Consider the following 16,661-nt stretch of genomic DNA (forward strand, 5'->3'; position numbering starts at 1 on the left):
GCATAGTTAAGTACCCAATGACTGTTCAGGGCGCTCGCGCCCTGGAAGAAGAACATACCCACCTGACCAAGGTCGTGCGTCCGAAGCTCAGCCAGGACATCGGTACGGCCCGCGAGTTGGGTGACCTGAAGGAAAACGCCGAATACCATGCTGCCCGCGAACAGCAAGGCATGGTCGAGGCGCGGATTCGTGATATCGAAGGCCGGATTCAGAACCAGGTCATCATTGATGTCACGACTATTCCTCATACCGGCAAGGTGATCTTCGGTACCACCGTCGAAATCGCCAACGTCGAGACTGATGAAAGCGTCACTTACCACATCGTGGGTGAGGATGAGGCTGACTTCAAACTCGGCAAGATTTCGGTCGGCTCGCCTTTGGCCCGTGCCTTGATTGGCAAGGAAGAGGGCGATGTGGTCGCCGTGAAAACGCCGAGTGGCGTTATCGAGTATGAGATTGTCGAAGTCCGTCATATCTGAAACCGGGCGCCCGCTGCATGCGGGCGCCATGCTTTGGCAGCTGTCCCAGATGTTGTGGGTCGGCGGTCTCTGGTTGATTCATTTCGGTTTGCAGCCGGCGTTGGGCAAGATTGGCCTGGCGCCGCTGTTGATCGATGAAGTCGCCAGTGCATTTGAAGTGCTGGTGGTGGGTTTTTCCGCCGCATGCGTGATTTTTCAGGCTTTGGTGCTGGTACAGACCGAGGGCCTTGTCAGTCTATGGCGAGATTTTCGCGGGCAGGTGCTGTTGATGGCGTTGTATGCGTGTGCGATGTTTGTCGCAGTACGTGTCGGCTGGCCGGATGCGCAGCGCTGGCAGGTGTTCAGCTATCTTGTATTGGGCTTTTCCGGGCTGGTGCTGGTGTTGCAGCCGGTTCCGGGATGGAGTGGCAGGGTGCGCGAAGCACACCCTTGACCCCGGTCATCACTTGAAGCGATGAACGTTCGACAGCTGCTTGTTGACGCTGAAGTTCTTGCGGTAAACCAGTGCCATCTTGCCGATGACCTGTACCAGATCCGCTTTGCCGACCTTGCACAGTTCTGCAATGTGCGCCAGGCGCGACTCGCGGTCGAGGATGTTGAGCTTGATTTTGATCAGCTCGTGATCCGCCAAAGCGCGTTCAAGTTCGGCTAACACGCCTTCAGTCAAACCGTTGTCCGCCACCGTCAAAACCGGTTTCAGGTGGTGGCCAATGGATTTGTACTGTTTTTTCTGCTCTGGAGTGAGCGGCATAATCTGACCCTTTCGTCTGGATTCTGTAAAATGGCGGCCATTTTACCCGAGGGTTCGTGGATCCGCCCAATTAATCACGACCCTAATCATCGAGGTGCCCAATGGCGCGTTCCAAGACAAGCCTTGGTTGGCTGAAAAGACATGTCAACGATCCTTATGTGAAGCAAGCGCAGAAGGATGGCTACCGCTCGCGTGCGAGTTACAAGCTTCTGGAGATCCAGGAGAAATACAAACTGATCCGTCCGGGCATGAACGTGGTGGACCTGGGCGCAGCGCCCGGTGGCTGGTCGCAGGTGACTAGCCGTCTGATCGGCGGTCAGGGGCGTTTGATCGCTTCGGACATCCTGGAAATGGACAGCATCCCTGATGTGACATTTATCCAGGGTGACTTCACCGAGGACGCCGTGCTCGCGCAAATTCTGGAAGCCGTCGGTAATTCGCAGGTGGACCTTGTGATTTCCGATATGGCCCCCAATATGAGTGGTACGCCTGAAGTGGACATGCCGAAAGCCATGTTCCTTTGCGAGTTGGCTCTCGATCTGGCGGAGCGGATACTCAAACCGGGTGGTAATTTTGTGATCAAGATCTTTCAGGGTGAAGGGTTCGATGTTTACCTGAAGGACGCTCGCAAGAAATTTGAAAAGATTCAGATGATCAAGCCGGATTCGTCTCGTGGAAGTTCCCGTGAGCAATATATGCTGGCATGGGGCTACCGGGGCCGTAGTGAGTAAAACCTGGTCTTTTGTGCAGGGTGATAGGTTTTTCGTATTTCGCCCCGCGTGCATAAGCGAATATTGTGTAGAAAGTGTTTCACAAAGGGTTACAGACGGCGCCTGCCAGAGTTGTAGGTAATGTAGTAAGTTAGGCCGGTGAATATCATGCGAAGCGCGCGCCAGTAGCGGAGCTTGCTTCAGAGGGTAGTTAATTGAACGATATGGCAAAGAATCTGATCCTGTGGTTGATCATCGCGGCTGTCCTTGTGACGGTGATGAACAACTTCTCCAGCCCTAACGAGCCGCAGACCCTCAACTATTCCGACTTCATCCAGCAGGTCAAGGATGGCAAGGTCGAGCGCGTCGCGGTTGATGGCTATGTGATTACCGGCAAGCGCAACGACGGCGACAGCTTCAAGACCATTCGTCCGGCAATTCAGGACAATGGCTTGATCGGTGACCTGGTCGACAACCACGTTGTGGTTGAAGGCAAGCAGCCTGAGCAGCAAAGCATCTGGACCCAACTGCTGGTGGCCAGCTTCCCGATCCTGGTGATCATCGCGGTGTTCATGTTCTTCATGCGCCAGATGCAGGGTGGTGCCGGCGGCAAGGGCGGGCCGATGAGTTTTGGCAAGAGCAAGGCGCGACTGCTTTCCGAGGATCAGGTGAAAACTACCCTGGCTGACGTTGCAGGTTGCGACGAAGCCAAGGAAGAAGTCGGCGAGCTCGTCGAGTTCCTCCGTGATCCGGGCAAGTTCCAGCGTCTTGGCGGTCGCATTCCTCGCGGCGTGTTGATGGTCGGTCCTCCGGGTACCGGTAAAACCTTGCTGGCCAAGGCTATTGCCGGCGAGGCCAAGGTGCCTTTCTTCACTATTTCCGGTTCTGACTTTGTCGAGATGTTCGTCGGCGTCGGCGCAAGCCGTGTTCGTGACATGTTCGAGCAGGCGAAGAAGCACGCGCCGTGCATCATTTTTATCGACGAAATCGACGCCGTCGGTCGCCATCGTGGCGCCGGCATGGGCGGCGGTCATGATGAGCGCGAGCAGACTCTCAACCAGTTGCTGGTAGAGATGGACGGCTTCGAAATGAACGATGGCATCATCGTGATTGCTGCAACCAACCGTCCTGACGTACTTGACCCTGCGCTGCTGCGTCCAGGTCGTTTCGACCGTCAAGTGGTTGTCGGTCTGCCGGATATCCGTGGTCGCGAACAGATCCTCAAGGTTCACATGCGTAAAGTGCCAATGGGTGACGACGTTGCTCCGGCCGTTATCGCTCGTGGTACTCCAGGTTTCTCTGGTGCTGACCTCGCTAACCTGGTTAACGAAGCCTCGCTGTTTGCGGCTCGTGCCGGCAAGCGCATTGTCGAAATGAAAGAGTTCGAACTGGCCAAAGACAAGATCATGATGGGCGCTGAGCGCAAATCGATGGTCATGTCCGAGAAAGAAAAGCAGAACACCGCTTATCACGAGGCGGGCCACGCTATTGTTGGTCGCGTCGTGCCTGAGCATGATCCGGTTTACAAGGTATCGATCATTCCGCGCGGTCGTGCGCTGGGTGTGACGATGTTCCTGCCGGAAGAAGACCGCTACAGCTTGTCCAAGCGTGCATTGATCAGTCAGATCTGCTCGCTGTACGGTGGCCGCATCGCTGAAGAAATGACGCTCGGTTTTGATGGTGTGACCACTGGTGCTTCCAACGACATCATGCGTGCCAGTCAGATTGCACGGAACATGGTGACCAAGTGGGGCCTGTCGGAAAAACTCGGTCCACTGATGTATGCGGAAGAAGAAGGCGAAGTGTTCCTTGGTCGCGGCGGTGGTGGTCAGGCTGGAAGCTTCTCCGGAGAAACGGCCAAGCTGATCGACTCCGAAGTGCGCAGCATCATTGATCAGTGCTATGGCACGGCCAAGCAGATCCTCACGGACAACCGTGACAAGCTCGATGCGATGGCTGATGCCCTGATGAAGTATGAAACGATCGATGCCGAACAGATCGACGACATCATGGCCGGCCGCACGCCTCGCGAGCCGCGTGATTGGTCGGGTGGCACCGGTACTCCGCCGCCTCCTGTTGTTCAGGATGAGCGTCCGGAAAAACCGATTGGCGGTCCGGCTGCTGACGTTTAAGGTTTGAAATGACTTCTGTACAGTCCCTGACCCGGTTGCCTTGCGGCAACCGGGTTCTTGATTTGGCCCAGACGCATGTCATGGGCATTCTCAATGTCACTCCCGATTCCTTTTCCGATGGTGGCCGATACAGCCAGCTCGATGCAGCGCTGAGCCATGCAGAAGCCATGGTTGTTGCGGGTGCGACGCTGATCGATGTGGGAGGTGAATCCACTCGTCCCGGCGCGCGAGCGGTATCTCCGCTGGAAGAGCTTGAGCGCGTGGCGCCAATCGTGGAGCTGATCAATCGTGAGCTCGACGTCATCATCTCGGTCGATACGTCGACTCCCGCCGTGATGCGAGAAACAGCGCGGCTGGGTGCAGGTTTGATCAACGATGTGCGATCGCTGCAGCGCGATGGAGCGCTGGACGCCGCAGCGGCCACAGGGTTGCCTGTGTGTCTCATGCATATGCTCGGTGAGCCCGGTGACATGCAGGACAATCCGCAATATCAGAATGTCACCCGAGAAGTAGGCGAGTTTCTCACCGAGCGCATGGCTCGATGTGCGCTGGCGGGTATCCCGGCTGAGCGGATCATTCTCGACCCTGGGTTTGGCTTCGCCAAAACACTGCAGCACAATTTAAGCTTGTTCAAGCATCTGGAAGCTCTGCACGCGTTGGGCCGGCCGTTATTGGTGGGTGTTTCGCGCAAAAGCATGATTGGCCATGCCCTGAATCGCCCGGTCGGCGAGCGGCTTTTTGGGGGCTTGGCGCTGGCAGCGCTGGCATCTGCCAAAGGCGCGCGTATATTGCGCGTCCATGATGTGGCGGAAACGGTGGATGTGGTGCGGATGATCGCGGCCGTGGAATCAGCCGAATAAGAATGGTGGAGCAATTATGAGCAAAAAATACTTTGGTACTGACGGTATTCGCGGTCGTGTGGGTGTTTATCCGATCACTCCTGACTTTATGCTCAAGCTTGGCTGGGCCGCCGGTATGGCGTTTCGCAAGATGGGTGCCTGCAAAGTGTTGGTTGGCAAGGACACGCGCATTTCCGGGTACATGTTCGAGTCGGCCCTTGAAGCCGGCCTGACCTCGGCAGGTGCCGATGTCATGCTGCTCGGTCCGATGCCGACGCCGGCTATCGCCTATCTGTCGCGAACCTTCCAGGCTGAGGCTGGTATCGTGATTAGTGCGTCGCACAATCCGCACGACGACAACGGTATCAAGTTCTTCTCTGGCAAAGGCACCAAGTTGCCGGATGAGCTGGAGCTTATGATCGAAGAGTTGCTTGATGCGCCGATGACGGTGGTTGAGTCGAGCAAGATCGGCAAAGTGTCGCGAATCAATGACGCCTCCGGTCGCTACATCGAGTTCTGCAAGAGCAGCGTGCCAACCGGGACCAACTTTAATGGTCTCAAGATCGTCATTGATTGCGCACATGGTGCGACCTACAAGGTAGCGCCGAGCGTTTTTCGTGAGTTGGGTGCAGAAGTCGTCGTGCTGTCGGCTCAGCCCAATGGCCTGAACATCAACGACAATTGCGGCTCGACCCATATGGATCAGTTGCAGGCTGCGGTGCTGGCCGAGCATGCCGATCTGGGTATCGCTTTTGATGGTGATGGTGATCGGGTGCTGATGGTTGATCACACGGGCGCGATTGTTGATGGTGACGAGCTGTTGTTCATCATTGCTCGTGACTTGCATGAGCGCGGCAAATTGCAGGGCGGTGTGGTCGGTACCCTGATGAGTAACCTCGGCCTGGAGCTGGCGCTGGCGGAGCTTTCGATTCCATTCATTCGCGCCAACGTTGGCGACCGTTATGTGATCGCCGAATTGCTTGAGCGCAACTGGCTGGTCGGTGGTGAGAACTCGGGGCACATCGTTTGCTTCAATCATACGACGACCGGCGATGCGATCATCGCTGCGCTGCAAGTGCTGATGGCACTGAAGACACGCAACGAAGGTCTGGCACAAACCCGTCAGGCGTTGCGCAAGTGCCCGCAGGTGCTGATCAATGTGCGTTTCGGTGGCGGTGAAAACCCGCTGGAGCATCCGGCTGTCAAGGAAGCCAGTGCGCGCGTCACTCAGGCAATGGCGGGCCGCGGACGGGTGCTTTTGCGCAAGTCCGGTACAGAGCCTCTGGTGCGTGTGATGGTCGAAGGTGAGGACGAAACTCAGGTTCGCAGCTATGCCGAAGAACTGGCAAAACTGGTAAGTGAAGTTTCTGCCTGATTCGGCTTGCAAGCCATGATTGTGTTGGGTAACATCTGCGCCCACTTTGACCGACGAGGTACAGCATGCGTCGCCCTATGGTAGCTGGTAACTGGAAGATGCACGGTACCCGCGCCAGCGTCGCTGAGCTGATCAACGGCCTTCGTCATCTGGCCTTGCCAAGCGGTGTTGATGTCGCGGTATTCCCGCCTTGCTTGTATATCAATCAAGTGATTGATGGCTTGAAAGGTAAATCGATTTCGGTCGGTGCGCAGAATTCTGCGGTGGAATCCATGCAAGGTGCATTGACTGGTGAGATAGCGCCGAGTCAGTTGGTGGATGCAGGTTGTTCCCTGGTGCTTGTCGGGCACTCCGAACGCCGTCAGATAATGGGCGAGCGAGACGGAATGCTGAATCGCAAGTTTGCAGCGGCACAGGCATGTGGCTTGATTCCGGTGTTGTGTGTAGGGGAAACCCTTGAGCAGCGTGAAGCCGGGAAAACTCTTGAGGTTGTCGGGCGTCAGCTGGGCAGCATCATCGAGGAGTTGGGAGTCGGTGCTTTTGCCAAGGCAGTCATAGCTTACGAGCCGGTCTGGGCAATTGGTACCGGACTGACTGCAACGCCGCAACAGGCTCAGGATGTGCATAAGGCCATTCGCGAGCAGTTGGCGGCAGAGAATTCTGAAGTCGCACGAGGTGTGCGGCTTCTATACGGCGGCAGCGTGAAGGCGGCCAATGCGGTCGAACTGTTCGGCATGCCGGATATCGATGGGGGGCTCATTGGTGGAGCTTCCCTGAATGCAGATGAGTTCGGTGCGATCTGTCGCGCCGCGGGAAACTGAAAAAATGCTGGAAACAGTCGTAGTCGTTTTTCATCTGCTGGGTGCATTGGGCGTAGTTGCTCTGGTTTTGCTGCAGCAGGGTAAGGGTGCGGACGCTGGCGCGTCTTTCGGAGCAGGTGCTTCAAATACTGTGTTCGGAAGCCAAGGTTCCTCTACCTTTCTTAGTAAGTTTACTGCTATACTTGCCGCCGGTTTCTTCATAACCAGCTTGGGGTTAGGTTACTTTGCTAAAGAGAAGGCTCATCAGCTAGCTCAAGCAGGATTGCCAGATCCAGCAGTGTTGGAAGTACCTAAGCAACAACAACCGGTTTCTGATGATGTCCCGGTGCTTCAAGAGCAAAAGTCGGCTACTCCAGCGACTGACGTACCTCCAGCTCAAGAGCAGAAGTAAGAAGAGTTTCAAAAGTAGTTTTGCCGAGGTGGTGGAATTGGTAGACACGCAACCTTGAGGTGGTTGTGCCCATAGGGTGTAGGGGTTCGAGTCCCCTTCTCGGTACCAATTAGTCAGGAGAGCCCGCTGTTGCGGGCTTTCTTGCAGGTGGAAGGTTACATTGACCCTGTAAGGGATCGGTCGTATACTTCCGCCCCAGCTTTGTCGCGGGGTGGAGCAGTCTGGTAGCTCGTCGGGCTCATAACCCGAAGGTCGTCGGTTCAAATCCGGCCCCCGCAACCAGTTTAAGGAGCCCCTTTTAAGGGGCTTTTTGTTAGCTGGACACTTTCAACGCCGCTGTTCGACGGCGTTTCAAGGATGGGCGTTTAGCCCATTTTTTTATTTTGCATAGCATGCACATATCATGCACTAGGGGGTTCAGGTGTCGAGCAAGCTAGAAGAGTTGCAGGCCTTGCTGGCCCCGGTGGTCGTGGCCCTAGGCTATGAATGCTGGGGTATCGAGTTCTCGGCTCAAGGTCGTCACTCGATGTTGCGCGTTTATATCGATAAAGAGGGTGGCGTGCTGGTGGACGATTGCGCCATTGTCAGCCGTCAGATCAGCGGTGTACTGGATGTTGAAGATCCAATCTCCGTTGAATACACCCTCGAAGTTTCCTCGCCTGGCATGGAGCGCCCACTGTTCACTCTTGAGCAGTTTGCAAAATTTGCCGGTGAACAAGTGAAGATCAAGCTGCGCTCGCCTTTCGAAGGTCGACGCAACTTTCAGGGCCTTCTGCGCGGTGTAGAAGAACAGGATGTCGTGGTGCAAGTAGATGATCACGAGTTCCTGTTGCCGATCGATATGATCGACAAGGCCAACATTATTCCCAGTTTTGACTGAGACGCGGATCCCGCGGATCCAATGGCTTGCGAAAGGCGAGGCGTACGATGAGCAAAGAAGTACTGCTGGTTGTTGAGTCGGTATCCAATGAAAAGGGCGTACCGGCAAGCGTAATTTTTGAAGCGCTGGAGCTGGCTCTGGCCACTGCTACCAAAAAGCGTTTTGAAGACGAAGTTGACCTGCGTGTGGAAATTAACCGCCACACCGGTTCTTACGAAACCTTCCGTCGCTGGACGGTCGTCGAAGAGAACGATCTCGACGATCCGGCTATCGAAACCTGGCCTACCAAAGTTGCCGAAACGCATCCTGGTGCCAAGGTTGGCGACGTCGTTGAAGAAAAAATCGAATCCATCGAGTTCGGCCGCATTGCTGCACAGACTGCCAAGCAAGTCATCGTGCAGAAAGTGCGTGAAGCCGAGCGCGCTCAAGTGGTCGACGCTTATCGCGAGCGCCTGGGGGAAATCATCTCCGGCACCGTGAAAAAAGTCACCCGCGACAACGTGATCGTCGATCTGGGTAATAACGCTGAAGCGTTGCTGGCCCGTGAAGACATCATCTCTCGCGAAACCTTCCGTGTCGGCGTGCGTCTGCGTGCGCTGCTCAAGGAAATCCGCACCGAGAACCGCGGCCCGCAGTTGATCCTGTCGCGTACCGCGCCGGAAATGCTGATCGAGCTGTTCCGCATCGAAGTGCCGGAAATTGCCGAAGGCCTGATCGAAGTAATGGCTGCGTCCCGTGATCCGGGTTCGCGCGCCAAGATCGCCGTCCGCTCCAAGGACAAACGCATCGACCCGCAGGGCGCTTGCATCGGTATGCGCGGTTCGCGCGTCCAGGCAGTGTCGGGTGAGTTGGGTGGTGAGCGTGTGGATATCGTCCTTTGGGATGACAACCCGGCTCAGTTCGTGATCAACGCCATGTCCCCGGCAGAGGTTGCGGCAATTATCGTTGACGAAGATGCCCATGCAATGGACATCGCCGTTGGCGCAGACAATCTGGCTCAGGCCATCGGTCGTGGTGGTCAGAACGTGCGTCTGGCGAGCCAGTTGACTGGCTGGACCCTGAACGTGATGACCGAATCGGACATCCAGGCTAAGCAGCAAGCAGAAACCGGCGACATCCTGCGCAACTTCATCGACGAGCTGGAAGTCGACGAAGATCTGGCACAGGTGCTGGTAGATGAAGGCTTCACCAGCCTGGAAGAGATTGCCTACGTACCGTTGGAAGAAATGCTCAACATCGACGGCTTTGACGAAGATACCGTCAACGAGCTTCGTGCTCGTGCCAAGGATCGTTTGTTGACCAAAGCCATCGCTACTGAGGAAAAGCTGGCAGACGCCCATCCGGCCGAAGACCTGCTCTCGCTTGAGGGTATGGACAAGGATTTGGCGATGGAACTGGCGGTGCGCGGCGTAATTACCCGCGAAGACCTGGCCGAGCAGTCTATTGACGATCTGCTCGACATCGACGGCATTGACGATGATCGTGCCGGCAAGTTGATCATGGCCGCCCGAGCCCACTGGTTCGAGTAATTAGGCGCGGCCTGAGGAGAGAAGTGCATGACGCAAGTCACGGTGAAACAACTGGCCGATGAGGTCAAAACACCGGTAGAGCGCCTGTTGCAGCAGATGCGTGAGGCAGGTCTGCCGCACACCGCCGCCGAAGAAAATGTGACTGACAGTGAGAAGCAATCCCTGCTGACTCACTTGAAGAGCAGCCACAAGGCGAAAGTGGAAGAACCACGCAAGATCACGCTGCAGCGTAAAACCACCAGCACCCTGCGTGTGGCTGGTAGCAAAAGCATCAGCGTAGAAGTTCGCAAAAAGAAAGTTTTCGTACAGCGTAGCCCGGAAGAAATCGAAGCCGAACGCAAGCGTGAACTGGATGAGCGTCGCGCAGTAGAAAATGCTGCCCGTCAGAAGGCTGAAGAAGAAGCCAAGCAGCGCGCCGAAGAAGAAGCGCGCCGCCAGCCTGCTGCTGCGCAAACCGCTTCCAGCGACGCCGTTGCGGCGCCGGCTGCAGCTGCCGAACCAGTACGCGAAAGCGCACCGGTCACCGCTGCTCCAGCACCGTCTGCTGACGTTCGTAACAAGCAGAACGAACAGCGCCGTCCGGACAAACCACGTGCCGACGACAACAATCGTCGCAGTGGCGGTGGTGATGGCGAGCGCAAAAACGCTCCGCATCGCGCATCGGTCAAAGAGAAAGCGCCAGCTCCACGTGTCGCGCCACGTACTACCGACGAAGAAAGCGATGGCTTCCGTCGTGGTGGTCGCGGCAAGGCCAAGCTGAAGAAGCGTAACGCCCACGGTTTCCAGAGCCCAACCGGCCCTGTCGTGCGTGATGTGCAGATCGGCGAGACCATCACTGTTGGCGATCTCGCCAATCAGATGTCGGTCAAGGCTGCTGAAATCATCAAGTTCATGTTCAAACTGGGTACTCCAGCGACCATCAACCAGGTGCTGGATCAGGAAACTGCTCAGCTGGTAGCCGAAGAACTGGGCCACAAAGTGACCCTGGTCAGCGACACCGCTCTGGAAGATTCCCTGGCCGAGTCCCTGAAGTTTGAAGGTGAGTCGTTCTCCCGTGCTCCAGTCGTGACCGTAATGGGCCACGTTGACCACGGTAAGACCTCGCTGCTCGACTACATCCGTCGCGCCAAGGTAGCTGCTGGCGAAGCCGGTGGTATTACCCAGCACATCGGTGCGTACCACGTTGAAACCGAACGCGGCATGGTCACCTTCCTCGACACCCCGGGTCACGCCGCGTTTACCGCAATGCGTGCTCGTGGTGCCAAGGCGACCGACATCGTGATCCTGGTAGTTGCAGCGGACGACGGCGTTATGCCGCAGACCATTGAAGCTGTTCAGCACGCTGTTGCGGCTGGCGTTCCACTGGTTGTTGCAGTGAACAAGATCGACAAGCCGGGCGCTGATCTCGATCGCATCCGTAGCGAATTGTCGGTTCACGGCGTGACTTCGGAAGAGTGGGGCGGTGATACGCCGTTCGTACCGGTTTCGGCGAAAGTCGGTACTGGCGTGGACGAGCTGCTCGAAGCTGTTCTGCTGCAAGCTGAAGTTCTCGAACTGAAAGCAACCCCGTCGGCTCCTGGCCGTGGTGTTGTGGTGGAATCGCGTCTCGACAAAGGTCGTGGCCCGGTTGCAACCGTTCTGGTTCAAGACGGTACCCTGCGCCAAGGCGACATGGTCCTGGTCGGTTCGAACTATGGCCGTGTTCGCGCCATGCTCGACGAGAACGGCAAGCCGATCAAGGAAGCCGGTCCTTCCATCCCTGTCGAGATCCTCGGCCTGGACGGTACCCCGGACGCTGGCGACGAGATGAGTGTGGTTGCCGACGAGAAGAAAGCCCGTGAAGTGGCTCTGTTCCGTCAAGGCAAGTTCCGCGAAGTCAAACTGGCTCGCGCTCACGCCGGCAAGCTGGAAAACATCTTCGAAAACATGGGTCAGGCAGAGAAGAAGACGCTCAACATCGTCCTCAAATCCGACGTCCGTGGTTCGCTGGAAGCTCTGCAGGGCGCTCTGAATGGCCTGGGCAACGACGAAGTGCAAGTGCGCGTAGTCGGCGGCGGTGTCGGTGGTATCACCGAGTCCGACGCCAACCTGGCACTGGCTTCCAACGCTGTACTGTTCGGCTTCAACGTGCGTGCCGATGCTGGCGCACGGAAGATCGTCGAGCAGGAAGGTCTGGATATGCGTTACTACAACGTGATCTACGACATCATCGAAGACGTCAAGAAAGCCCTGACCGGTATGCTCGGCAGCGATGTTCGCGAGAACATCCTGGGTATCGCCGAAGTGCGTGACGTGTTCCGTTCGCCGAAGTTTGGCGCGATCGCAGGCTGCATGGTGATCGAAGGTGTTGTGCACCGTAACCGTCCGATCCGTGTATTGCGTGAAGACATCGTTATCTTCGAAGGCGAGCTGGAATCCCTGCGCCGCTTCAAGGATGACGCTTCCGAAGTACGTGCCGGCATGGAATGCGGTATCGGCGTGAAGAGCTACAACGACGTCAAAGTCGGTGACAAGATCGAAGTCTTCGAGAAGGTTCAGGTTGCTCGCAGCCTCTAACTCGCGCACTTCAGGAGCCGTGATGGTCGGCCGCACTGCAATGTGTGGCGCCTCACCCGGACTCTAAACGCAACGCCCGGTCTGGCTTTTGTCAGGCCGGGCGTTTGCCGCTTTCAGACCTTGCGGGTTTCGCCGTGGGGCAGTAACAGGTAACAAATCATGGCAAAAGAATACAGCCGTACCCAACGTATCGGCGATCAGATGCAGCGCGAGCTGGCCCAACTGATCCGTCGTGAAGTCAAAGATCCACGCGTCGGTCTGGTCACCATTACCGCTGTGGAAGTCAGCCGTGACGTCGGTCACGCGAAGATTTTCATCACCGTGATGGGGCAGGACAACGCCGAAGACATCGCGCAAAGCATCAAGGTACTGAATGCCGCCGCAGGTTTCCTGCGTATGCAACTGGCCCGCGAAATGAAGCTGCGCAGCGTGCCGCAATTGCACTTCCATTACGACGAATCCGTCGTGCGTGGTGCGCATCTGTCGGCCCTGATCGAGCGCGCCGTGGCTGAAGACAATCAGCATCCGGTGGCCGCTGAACCTGAAGACACCAAGGAGTAATTCGGTGGCTCAGGTCAAACGTATCCGTCGTAACGTCAGTGGCATCATCCTGCTCGACAAGCCGCTGGGGTTCACCTCCAACGCCGCGTTGCAGAAGGTTCGCTGGCTGCTCAACGCCGAGAAGGCCGGTCACACCGGCAGTCTCGATCCGCTGGCCAGCGGCGTTCTGCCGCTGTGCTTCGGTGAGGCAACCAAGTTCTCGCAATATCTGCTCGATTCCGACAAGGCTTATGAAACCCTGGCGCAACTGGGCAAGACCACTACCACGGCCGATGCCGAAGGTGAGGTTTTGCAGGAACGCCCGGTGACCGTTGGTCGCTCCGATGTCGAGGCAGTCCTGCCGAAATTTCGTGGCCAAATCAGTCAGATACCGCCGATGTACTCGGCGCTCAAGCGTGATGGCCAGCCGCTGTACAAGCTGGCCCGTGCAGGTGAAGTAGTGGAGCGTGAACCGCGTTCTGTTACTATTGCGCGCTTGGAATTACTGGCCTTCGAAGGCGATACTGCGCGACTTGCGGTGGATTGCAGCAAAGGCACCTATATCCGCACCCTGGTGGAGGATATCGGTGAACAACTCGGTTGTGGTGCGTACGTCGCAGAATTGCGCCGTACCCAGGCCGGGCCTTTCACCCTAGCGCAGACCGTAACCCTCGAAGAGCTGGAAGCGGTACATGCCGAAGGCGGCAACGAAGCGGTCGACCGCTTCCTGATGCCATCGGACAGCGGCCTGCAGGATTGGCCGCTGCTGCACTTCTCGGAAGCGAGCGCGTTCTACTGGCTCAACGGCCAGCCAGTGCGTGCCCCGGATGCTCCGAAGTTCGGCATGGTACGGGTACAGGATCACAATGGTCGCTTCATCGGTATCGGTGAAGTGAGCGAAGACGGGCGCATTGCGCCACGTCGTTTGATTCGGTCGGAATGACCGAAACCAGCCTGTGTAAAAGCAGGCTGGCGAGTGTGGCTGTTAACAGGCACGGTCACGACTCATTTATAGATACAGGGATTTGTCCCTGGCCTGTTGAAGCTGTTTCCCTGAAACAGTTTCCTGATAAAAGGATTGCCTCATGGCTCTCGACGTTCAAGAAAAAGCTCAAATCGTTGCTGACTACCAGCAAGCTGTTGGTGACACTGGTTCGCCAGAAGTGCAAGTTGCACTGCTGACCCACAACATCAACAAACTGCAAGGTCACTTCAAGGCCAACGGTAAAGATCACCACTCCCGTCGTGGTCTGATCCGCATGGTAAACCAGCGCCGTAAGCTGCTGGACTACCTGAAAGGCAAGGATCTGGGTCGTTATCAGACTCTGATCGGTCGCCTGGGTCTGCGTCGCTAATCAGCGATTGCGCTATGAGGTTGGTTGTCTGTCAGACGTCAGCGGTTTTCCGCCGGCGCCTTGCAGGCTCCCAGCCTCAAGTTTTATCTGGATACACGTTTTACCCTGGACAGGCGTTGGGCCGATTCCCGACATTGCCCAAGAATTTCGCAAGAAACCAGTTCCCCCAAGAGCCACAAAGAAGGTAGGACACCGTGAACCCGGTAATCAAAAAATTCCAGTTCGGTCAGTCGACCGTTACCCTCGAGACTGGCCGTATCGCCCGTCAGGCCTCCGGCGCAGTATTGGTCACCGTTGACGACGACGTCAGCGTATTGGTGACCGTCGTTGGTGCCAAGCAAGCCGATCCAGGCAAGGGCTTCTTCCCTCTGTCCGTTCACTACCAGGAAAAGACTTACGCTGCCGGTAAGATCCCTGGCGGTTTCTTCAAGCGTGAAGGCCGTCCTTCCGAGAAAGAAACCCTGACTTCCCGACTGATCGACCGTCCGATCCGTCCGCTGTTCCCAGAAGGTTTCATGAACGAAGTGCAGGTTGTCTGCACCGTCGTTTCCACCAGCAAGAAAACCGATCCGGACATCGCTGCGATGATCGGTACCTCGGCTGCCCTGGCCATCTCGGGCATTCCGTTCGACGGCCCGATCGGCGCCGCTCGTGTTGCTTTCCACGAAAGCACTGGCTACCTGCTGAACCCGACTTACGAGCAGCAAGCTGCTTCGAGCCTGGACATGGTCGTTGCCGGTACTTCGGACGCTGTGCTGATGGTTGAATCGGAAGCCAAAGAGCTGACCGAAGACCAGATGCTGGGCGCGGTACTGTTTGCTCACGACGAATTCCAGGTGGTGATCAACGCCGTTAAAGAACTGGCTGCCGAAGCCGCCAAGCCAACCTGGAACTGGGCTCCTGCGCCTGAAGCCACCGAACTGCTGGGCGCTATCCGTGCCGAGTTCGGCGACGCGATCTCCCAGGCTTACACCATCACCGTCAAGGCCGACCGTTACGCGCGCCTGGGCGAGCTGAAGGATCAGGTTGTTGCCAAGCTGTCCGGTGAAGAAGGCCAGCCTTCGTCCAGCGAAGTCAAAGCTGCTTTCGGCGAAATCGAATACCGCACCGTTCGCGAAAACATCGTTAACGGCAAGCCACGTATCGACGGTCGCGACACCAAAACCGTACGTCCGCTGAACATCGAAGTCGGCGTTCTGCCGAAGACTCACGGTTCGGCGCTGTTCACCCGTGGTGAAACCCAGGCTCTGGTCGTTGCAACTCTGGGCACCGCCCGTGACGCACAACTGCTGGACACCCTGGAAGGCGAGAAAAAAGACCCATTCATGCTGCACTACAACTTCCCTCCGTTCTCGGTAGGTGAATGTGGTCGCATGGGTGGTGCTGGTCGTCGCGAAATCGGTCACGGCCGTCTGGCCCGTCGTTCGGTTTCGGCCATGCTGCCTGCCGCTGACGTGTTCCCGTACACCATCCGCGTGGTTTCGGAAATTACCGAATCCAACGGTTCGAGCTCGATGGCTTCCGTTTGCGGCGCTTCCCTGGCCCTGATGGACGCTGGTGTGCCGATGAAGGCGCCAGTTGCCGGTATCGCCATGGGTCTGGTTAAGGAAGGCGAGAAGTTCGCCGTCCTGACCGACATCCTCGGTGACGAAGACCACTTGGGCGACATGGACTTCAAAGTAGCCGGTACCGCCAAAGGCGTTACTGCGCTGCAGATGGACATCAAGATCAAGGGCATCACCGAAGAAATCATGGAAATCGCTCTGGGCCAAGCCCTGGAAGCGCGCCTGAACATCCTCGGTCAGATGAACCAGATCATCGGCCAGTCGCGTACCGAACTGTCGGCCAACGCTCCGACCATGATCGCGATGAAGATCGACACCGACAAAATCCGTGACGTTATCGGTAAAGGTGGCGCGACCATCCGTGCGATCTGCGAAGAAACCAAGGCTTCGATCGACATCGAAGACGACGGTTCGATCAAGATCTTCGGCGAAACCAAGGAAGCTGCAGAAGCTGCTCGTCAGCGCGTTCTGGGTATCACCGCTGAAGCCGAGATCGGCAAGATCTACGTCGGCAAGGTTGAGCGCATCGTCGACTTCGGCGCATTCGTCAACATCCTGCCGGGCAAGGACGGTCTGGTGCACATCTCGATGCTGAGCGACGCTCGCGTAGAGAAAGTGACCGACATCCTGAAAGAAGGCCAGGAAGTGGAAGTGCTGGTACTGGACGTGGACAACCGCGGCCGTATCAAGCTGTCCATCAAAGACGTGGCAGCGGCCAAGGCTTCGGGCGTTTAATCA

General features: G+C 56.9%; 16 protein-coding genes and 2 tRNA genes. 17 read left to right on the forward strand and 1 reads right to left on the reverse strand.

Features of this window, described 5'->3' with window-relative positions; genetic code table 11:
* Positions 1–2: 2 nt before the first annotated feature.
* Together greA and ACVVH8_RS04070 are read left to right on the forward strand one after the other, a co-directional pair.
* The gene (greA, locus tag ACVVH8_RS04065; protein WP_103303292.1) at positions 3–479 is read left to right on the forward strand and encodes a transcription elongation factor GreA; all 477 of its coding nucleotides are present in this window, start codon (positions 3–5) and stop codon (positions 477–479) included.
* Between the two features lie 28 nt (positions 480–507).
* Complete coding sequence (locus tag ACVVH8_RS04070; RefSeq protein ID WP_103303207.1) at positions 508–912, forward strand: MFS transporter; 405 nt, start codon at positions 508–510, stop codon at positions 910–912.
* Positions 913–921: 9 nt separating this feature from the next.
* On the opposite strand, the gene ACVVH8_RS04075 is transcribed toward ACVVH8_RS04070, so the two are convergent.
* Entirely contained in the window at positions 922–1,230 is a 309-nt protein-coding gene (locus ACVVH8_RS04075) for a YhbY family RNA-binding protein (protein WP_003221534.1), read from the reverse strand.
* A 101-nt stretch (positions 1,231–1,331) separates the two neighbouring features.
* Between ACVVH8_RS04075 and rlmE the strand changes: the two genes are divergently transcribed.
* From rlmE to pnp, 15 genes are all read left to right on the forward strand, one after another.
* The gene (rlmE, locus tag ACVVH8_RS04080; RefSeq protein WP_103303206.1) at positions 1,332–1,961 is read left to right on the forward strand and encodes a 23S rRNA (uridine(2552)-2'-O)-methyltransferase RlmE; all 630 of its coding nucleotides are present in this window, start codon (positions 1,332–1,334) and stop codon (positions 1,959–1,961) included.
* Positions 1,962–2,164: 203 nt separating this feature from the next.
* Positions 2,165–4,072, forward strand: a complete 1,908-nt coding sequence (gene ftsH, locus ACVVH8_RS04085; protein ID WP_475228663.1) for an ATP-dependent zinc metalloprotease FtsH — start codon at positions 2,165–2,167, stop codon at positions 4,070–4,072.
* An 8-nt stretch (positions 4,073–4,080) separates the two neighbouring features.
* Positions 4,081–4,932 carry a dihydropteroate synthase gene (gene folP, locus ACVVH8_RS04090; protein ID WP_475228666.1) on the forward strand — a complete coding sequence of 284 codons (852 nt, stop codon included), beginning with the start codon at positions 4,081–4,083 and terminating at the stop codon, positions 4,930–4,932.
* A 16-nt stretch (positions 4,933–4,948) separates the two neighbouring features.
* A complete protein-coding gene (gene glmM / locus ACVVH8_RS04095; protein WP_213027521.1) occupies positions 4,949–6,286 on the forward strand; it encodes a phosphoglucosamine mutase in 1,338 nt (445 codons plus the stop codon).
* 65 nt (positions 6,287–6,351) lie between these two features.
* Positions 6,352–7,107 (forward strand): triose-phosphate isomerase, encoded by a 756-nt coding sequence (tpiA, locus tag ACVVH8_RS04100; RefSeq protein WP_103303202.1) that lies wholly within the window; start codon positions 6,352–6,354, stop codon positions 7,105–7,107.
* Positions 7,108–7,111: 4 nt separating this feature from the next.
* Positions 7,112–7,498, forward strand: a complete 387-nt coding sequence (gene secG, locus ACVVH8_RS04105) for a preprotein translocase subunit SecG (RefSeq protein WP_475228669.1) — start codon at positions 7,112–7,114, stop codon at positions 7,496–7,498.
* Between the two features lie 22 nt (positions 7,499–7,520).
* A tRNA-Leu gene (locus ACVVH8_RS04110) sits at positions 7,521–7,606 on the forward strand.
* A 97-nt stretch (positions 7,607–7,703) separates the two neighbouring features.
* Positions 7,704–7,780, forward strand: a tRNA-Met gene (locus ACVVH8_RS04115).
* A 139-nt stretch (positions 7,781–7,919) separates the two neighbouring features.
* Positions 7,920–8,378, forward strand: coding sequence for a ribosome maturation factor RimP (gene rimP, locus ACVVH8_RS04120; RefSeq protein WP_007915250.1), 459 nt, complete (start codon positions 7,920–7,922; stop codon positions 8,376–8,378).
* 47 nt (positions 8,379–8,425) lie between these two features.
* On the forward strand, positions 8,426–9,907 hold the full coding sequence (gene nusA, locus ACVVH8_RS04125; RefSeq protein ID WP_007915252.1) for a transcription termination factor NusA: 1,482 nt from the start codon (positions 8,426–8,428) through the stop codon (positions 9,905–9,907).
* Positions 9,908–9,934: 27 nt separating this feature from the next.
* Positions 9,935–12,463: a translation initiation factor IF-2 gene (gene infB, locus ACVVH8_RS04130; RefSeq protein WP_475228675.1), complete on the forward strand. Its 2,529-nt coding sequence runs from the start codon at positions 9,935–9,937 to the stop codon at positions 12,461–12,463.
* 159 nt (positions 12,464–12,622) lie between these two features.
* A complete protein-coding gene (gene rbfA, locus ACVVH8_RS04135; RefSeq protein WP_007915259.1) occupies positions 12,623–13,024 on the forward strand; it encodes a 30S ribosome-binding factor RbfA in 402 nt (133 codons plus the stop codon).
* Between the two features lie 4 nt (positions 13,025–13,028).
* Positions 13,029–13,946: a tRNA pseudouridine(55) synthase TruB gene (gene truB / locus ACVVH8_RS04140; RefSeq protein ID WP_103303199.1), complete on the forward strand. Its 918-nt coding sequence runs from the start codon at positions 13,029–13,031 to the stop codon at positions 13,944–13,946.
* A gap of 142 nt (positions 13,947–14,088) precedes the next feature.
* Entirely contained in the window at positions 14,089–14,358 is a 270-nt protein-coding gene (rpsO, locus tag ACVVH8_RS04145; RefSeq protein WP_003177875.1) for a 30S ribosomal protein S15, read from the forward strand.
* A 194-nt stretch (positions 14,359–14,552) separates the two neighbouring features.
* Positions 14,553–16,658 (forward strand): polyribonucleotide nucleotidyltransferase, encoded by a 2,106-nt coding sequence (gene pnp, locus ACVVH8_RS04150; protein WP_475228678.1) that lies wholly within the window; start codon positions 14,553–14,555, stop codon positions 16,656–16,658.
* The last annotated feature ends 3 nt before the right edge of the window (positions 16,659–16,661 follow it).

The sequence above is a fragment of the Pseudomonas trutticola BRTCR10 genome (assembly GCF_056155105.1).

Excerpts from the sequence above, each read along its gene's own strand:
- ACVVH8_RS04070 (WP_103303207.1), top strand. The coding sequence starts at position 508 with ATGCTTTGGCAGCTGTCCCAGATGTTGTGGGTCGGCGGTCTCTGGTTG.
- ACVVH8_RS04075 (WP_003221534.1), bottom strand. The coding sequence starts at position 1,230 with ATGCCGCTCACTCCAGAGCAGAAAAAACAGTACAAATCCATTGGCCAC.
- rlmE (WP_103303206.1), top strand. The coding sequence starts at position 1,332 with ATGGCGCGTTCCAAGACAAGCCTTGGTTGGCTGAAAAGACATGTCAAC.
- ftsH (WP_475228663.1), top strand. The coding sequence starts at position 2,165 with ATGGCAAAGAATCTGATCCTGTGGTTGATCATCGCGGCTGTCCTTGTG.
- folP (WP_475228666.1), top strand. The coding sequence starts at position 4,081 with ATGACTTCTGTACAGTCCCTGACCCGGTTGCCTTGCGGCAACCGGGTT.
- glmM (WP_213027521.1), top strand. The coding sequence starts at position 4,949 with ATGAGCAAAAAATACTTTGGTACTGACGGTATTCGCGGTCGTGTGGGT.
- tpiA (WP_103303202.1), top strand. The coding sequence starts at position 6,352 with ATGCGTCGCCCTATGGTAGCTGGTAACTGGAAGATGCACGGTACCCGC.
- secG (WP_475228669.1), top strand. The coding sequence starts at position 7,112 with ATGCTGGAAACAGTCGTAGTCGTTTTTCATCTGCTGGGTGCATTGGGC.
- nusA (WP_007915252.1), top strand. The coding sequence starts at position 8,426 with ATGAGCAAAGAAGTACTGCTGGTTGTTGAGTCGGTATCCAATGAAAAG.
- infB (WP_475228675.1), top strand. The coding sequence starts at position 9,935 with ATGACGCAAGTCACGGTGAAACAACTGGCCGATGAGGTCAAAACACCG.
- rbfA (WP_007915259.1), top strand. The coding sequence starts at position 12,623 with ATGGCAAAAGAATACAGCCGTACCCAACGTATCGGCGATCAGATGCAG.
- rpsO (WP_003177875.1), top strand. The coding sequence starts at position 14,089 with ATGGCTCTCGACGTTCAAGAAAAAGCTCAAATCGTTGCTGACTACCAG.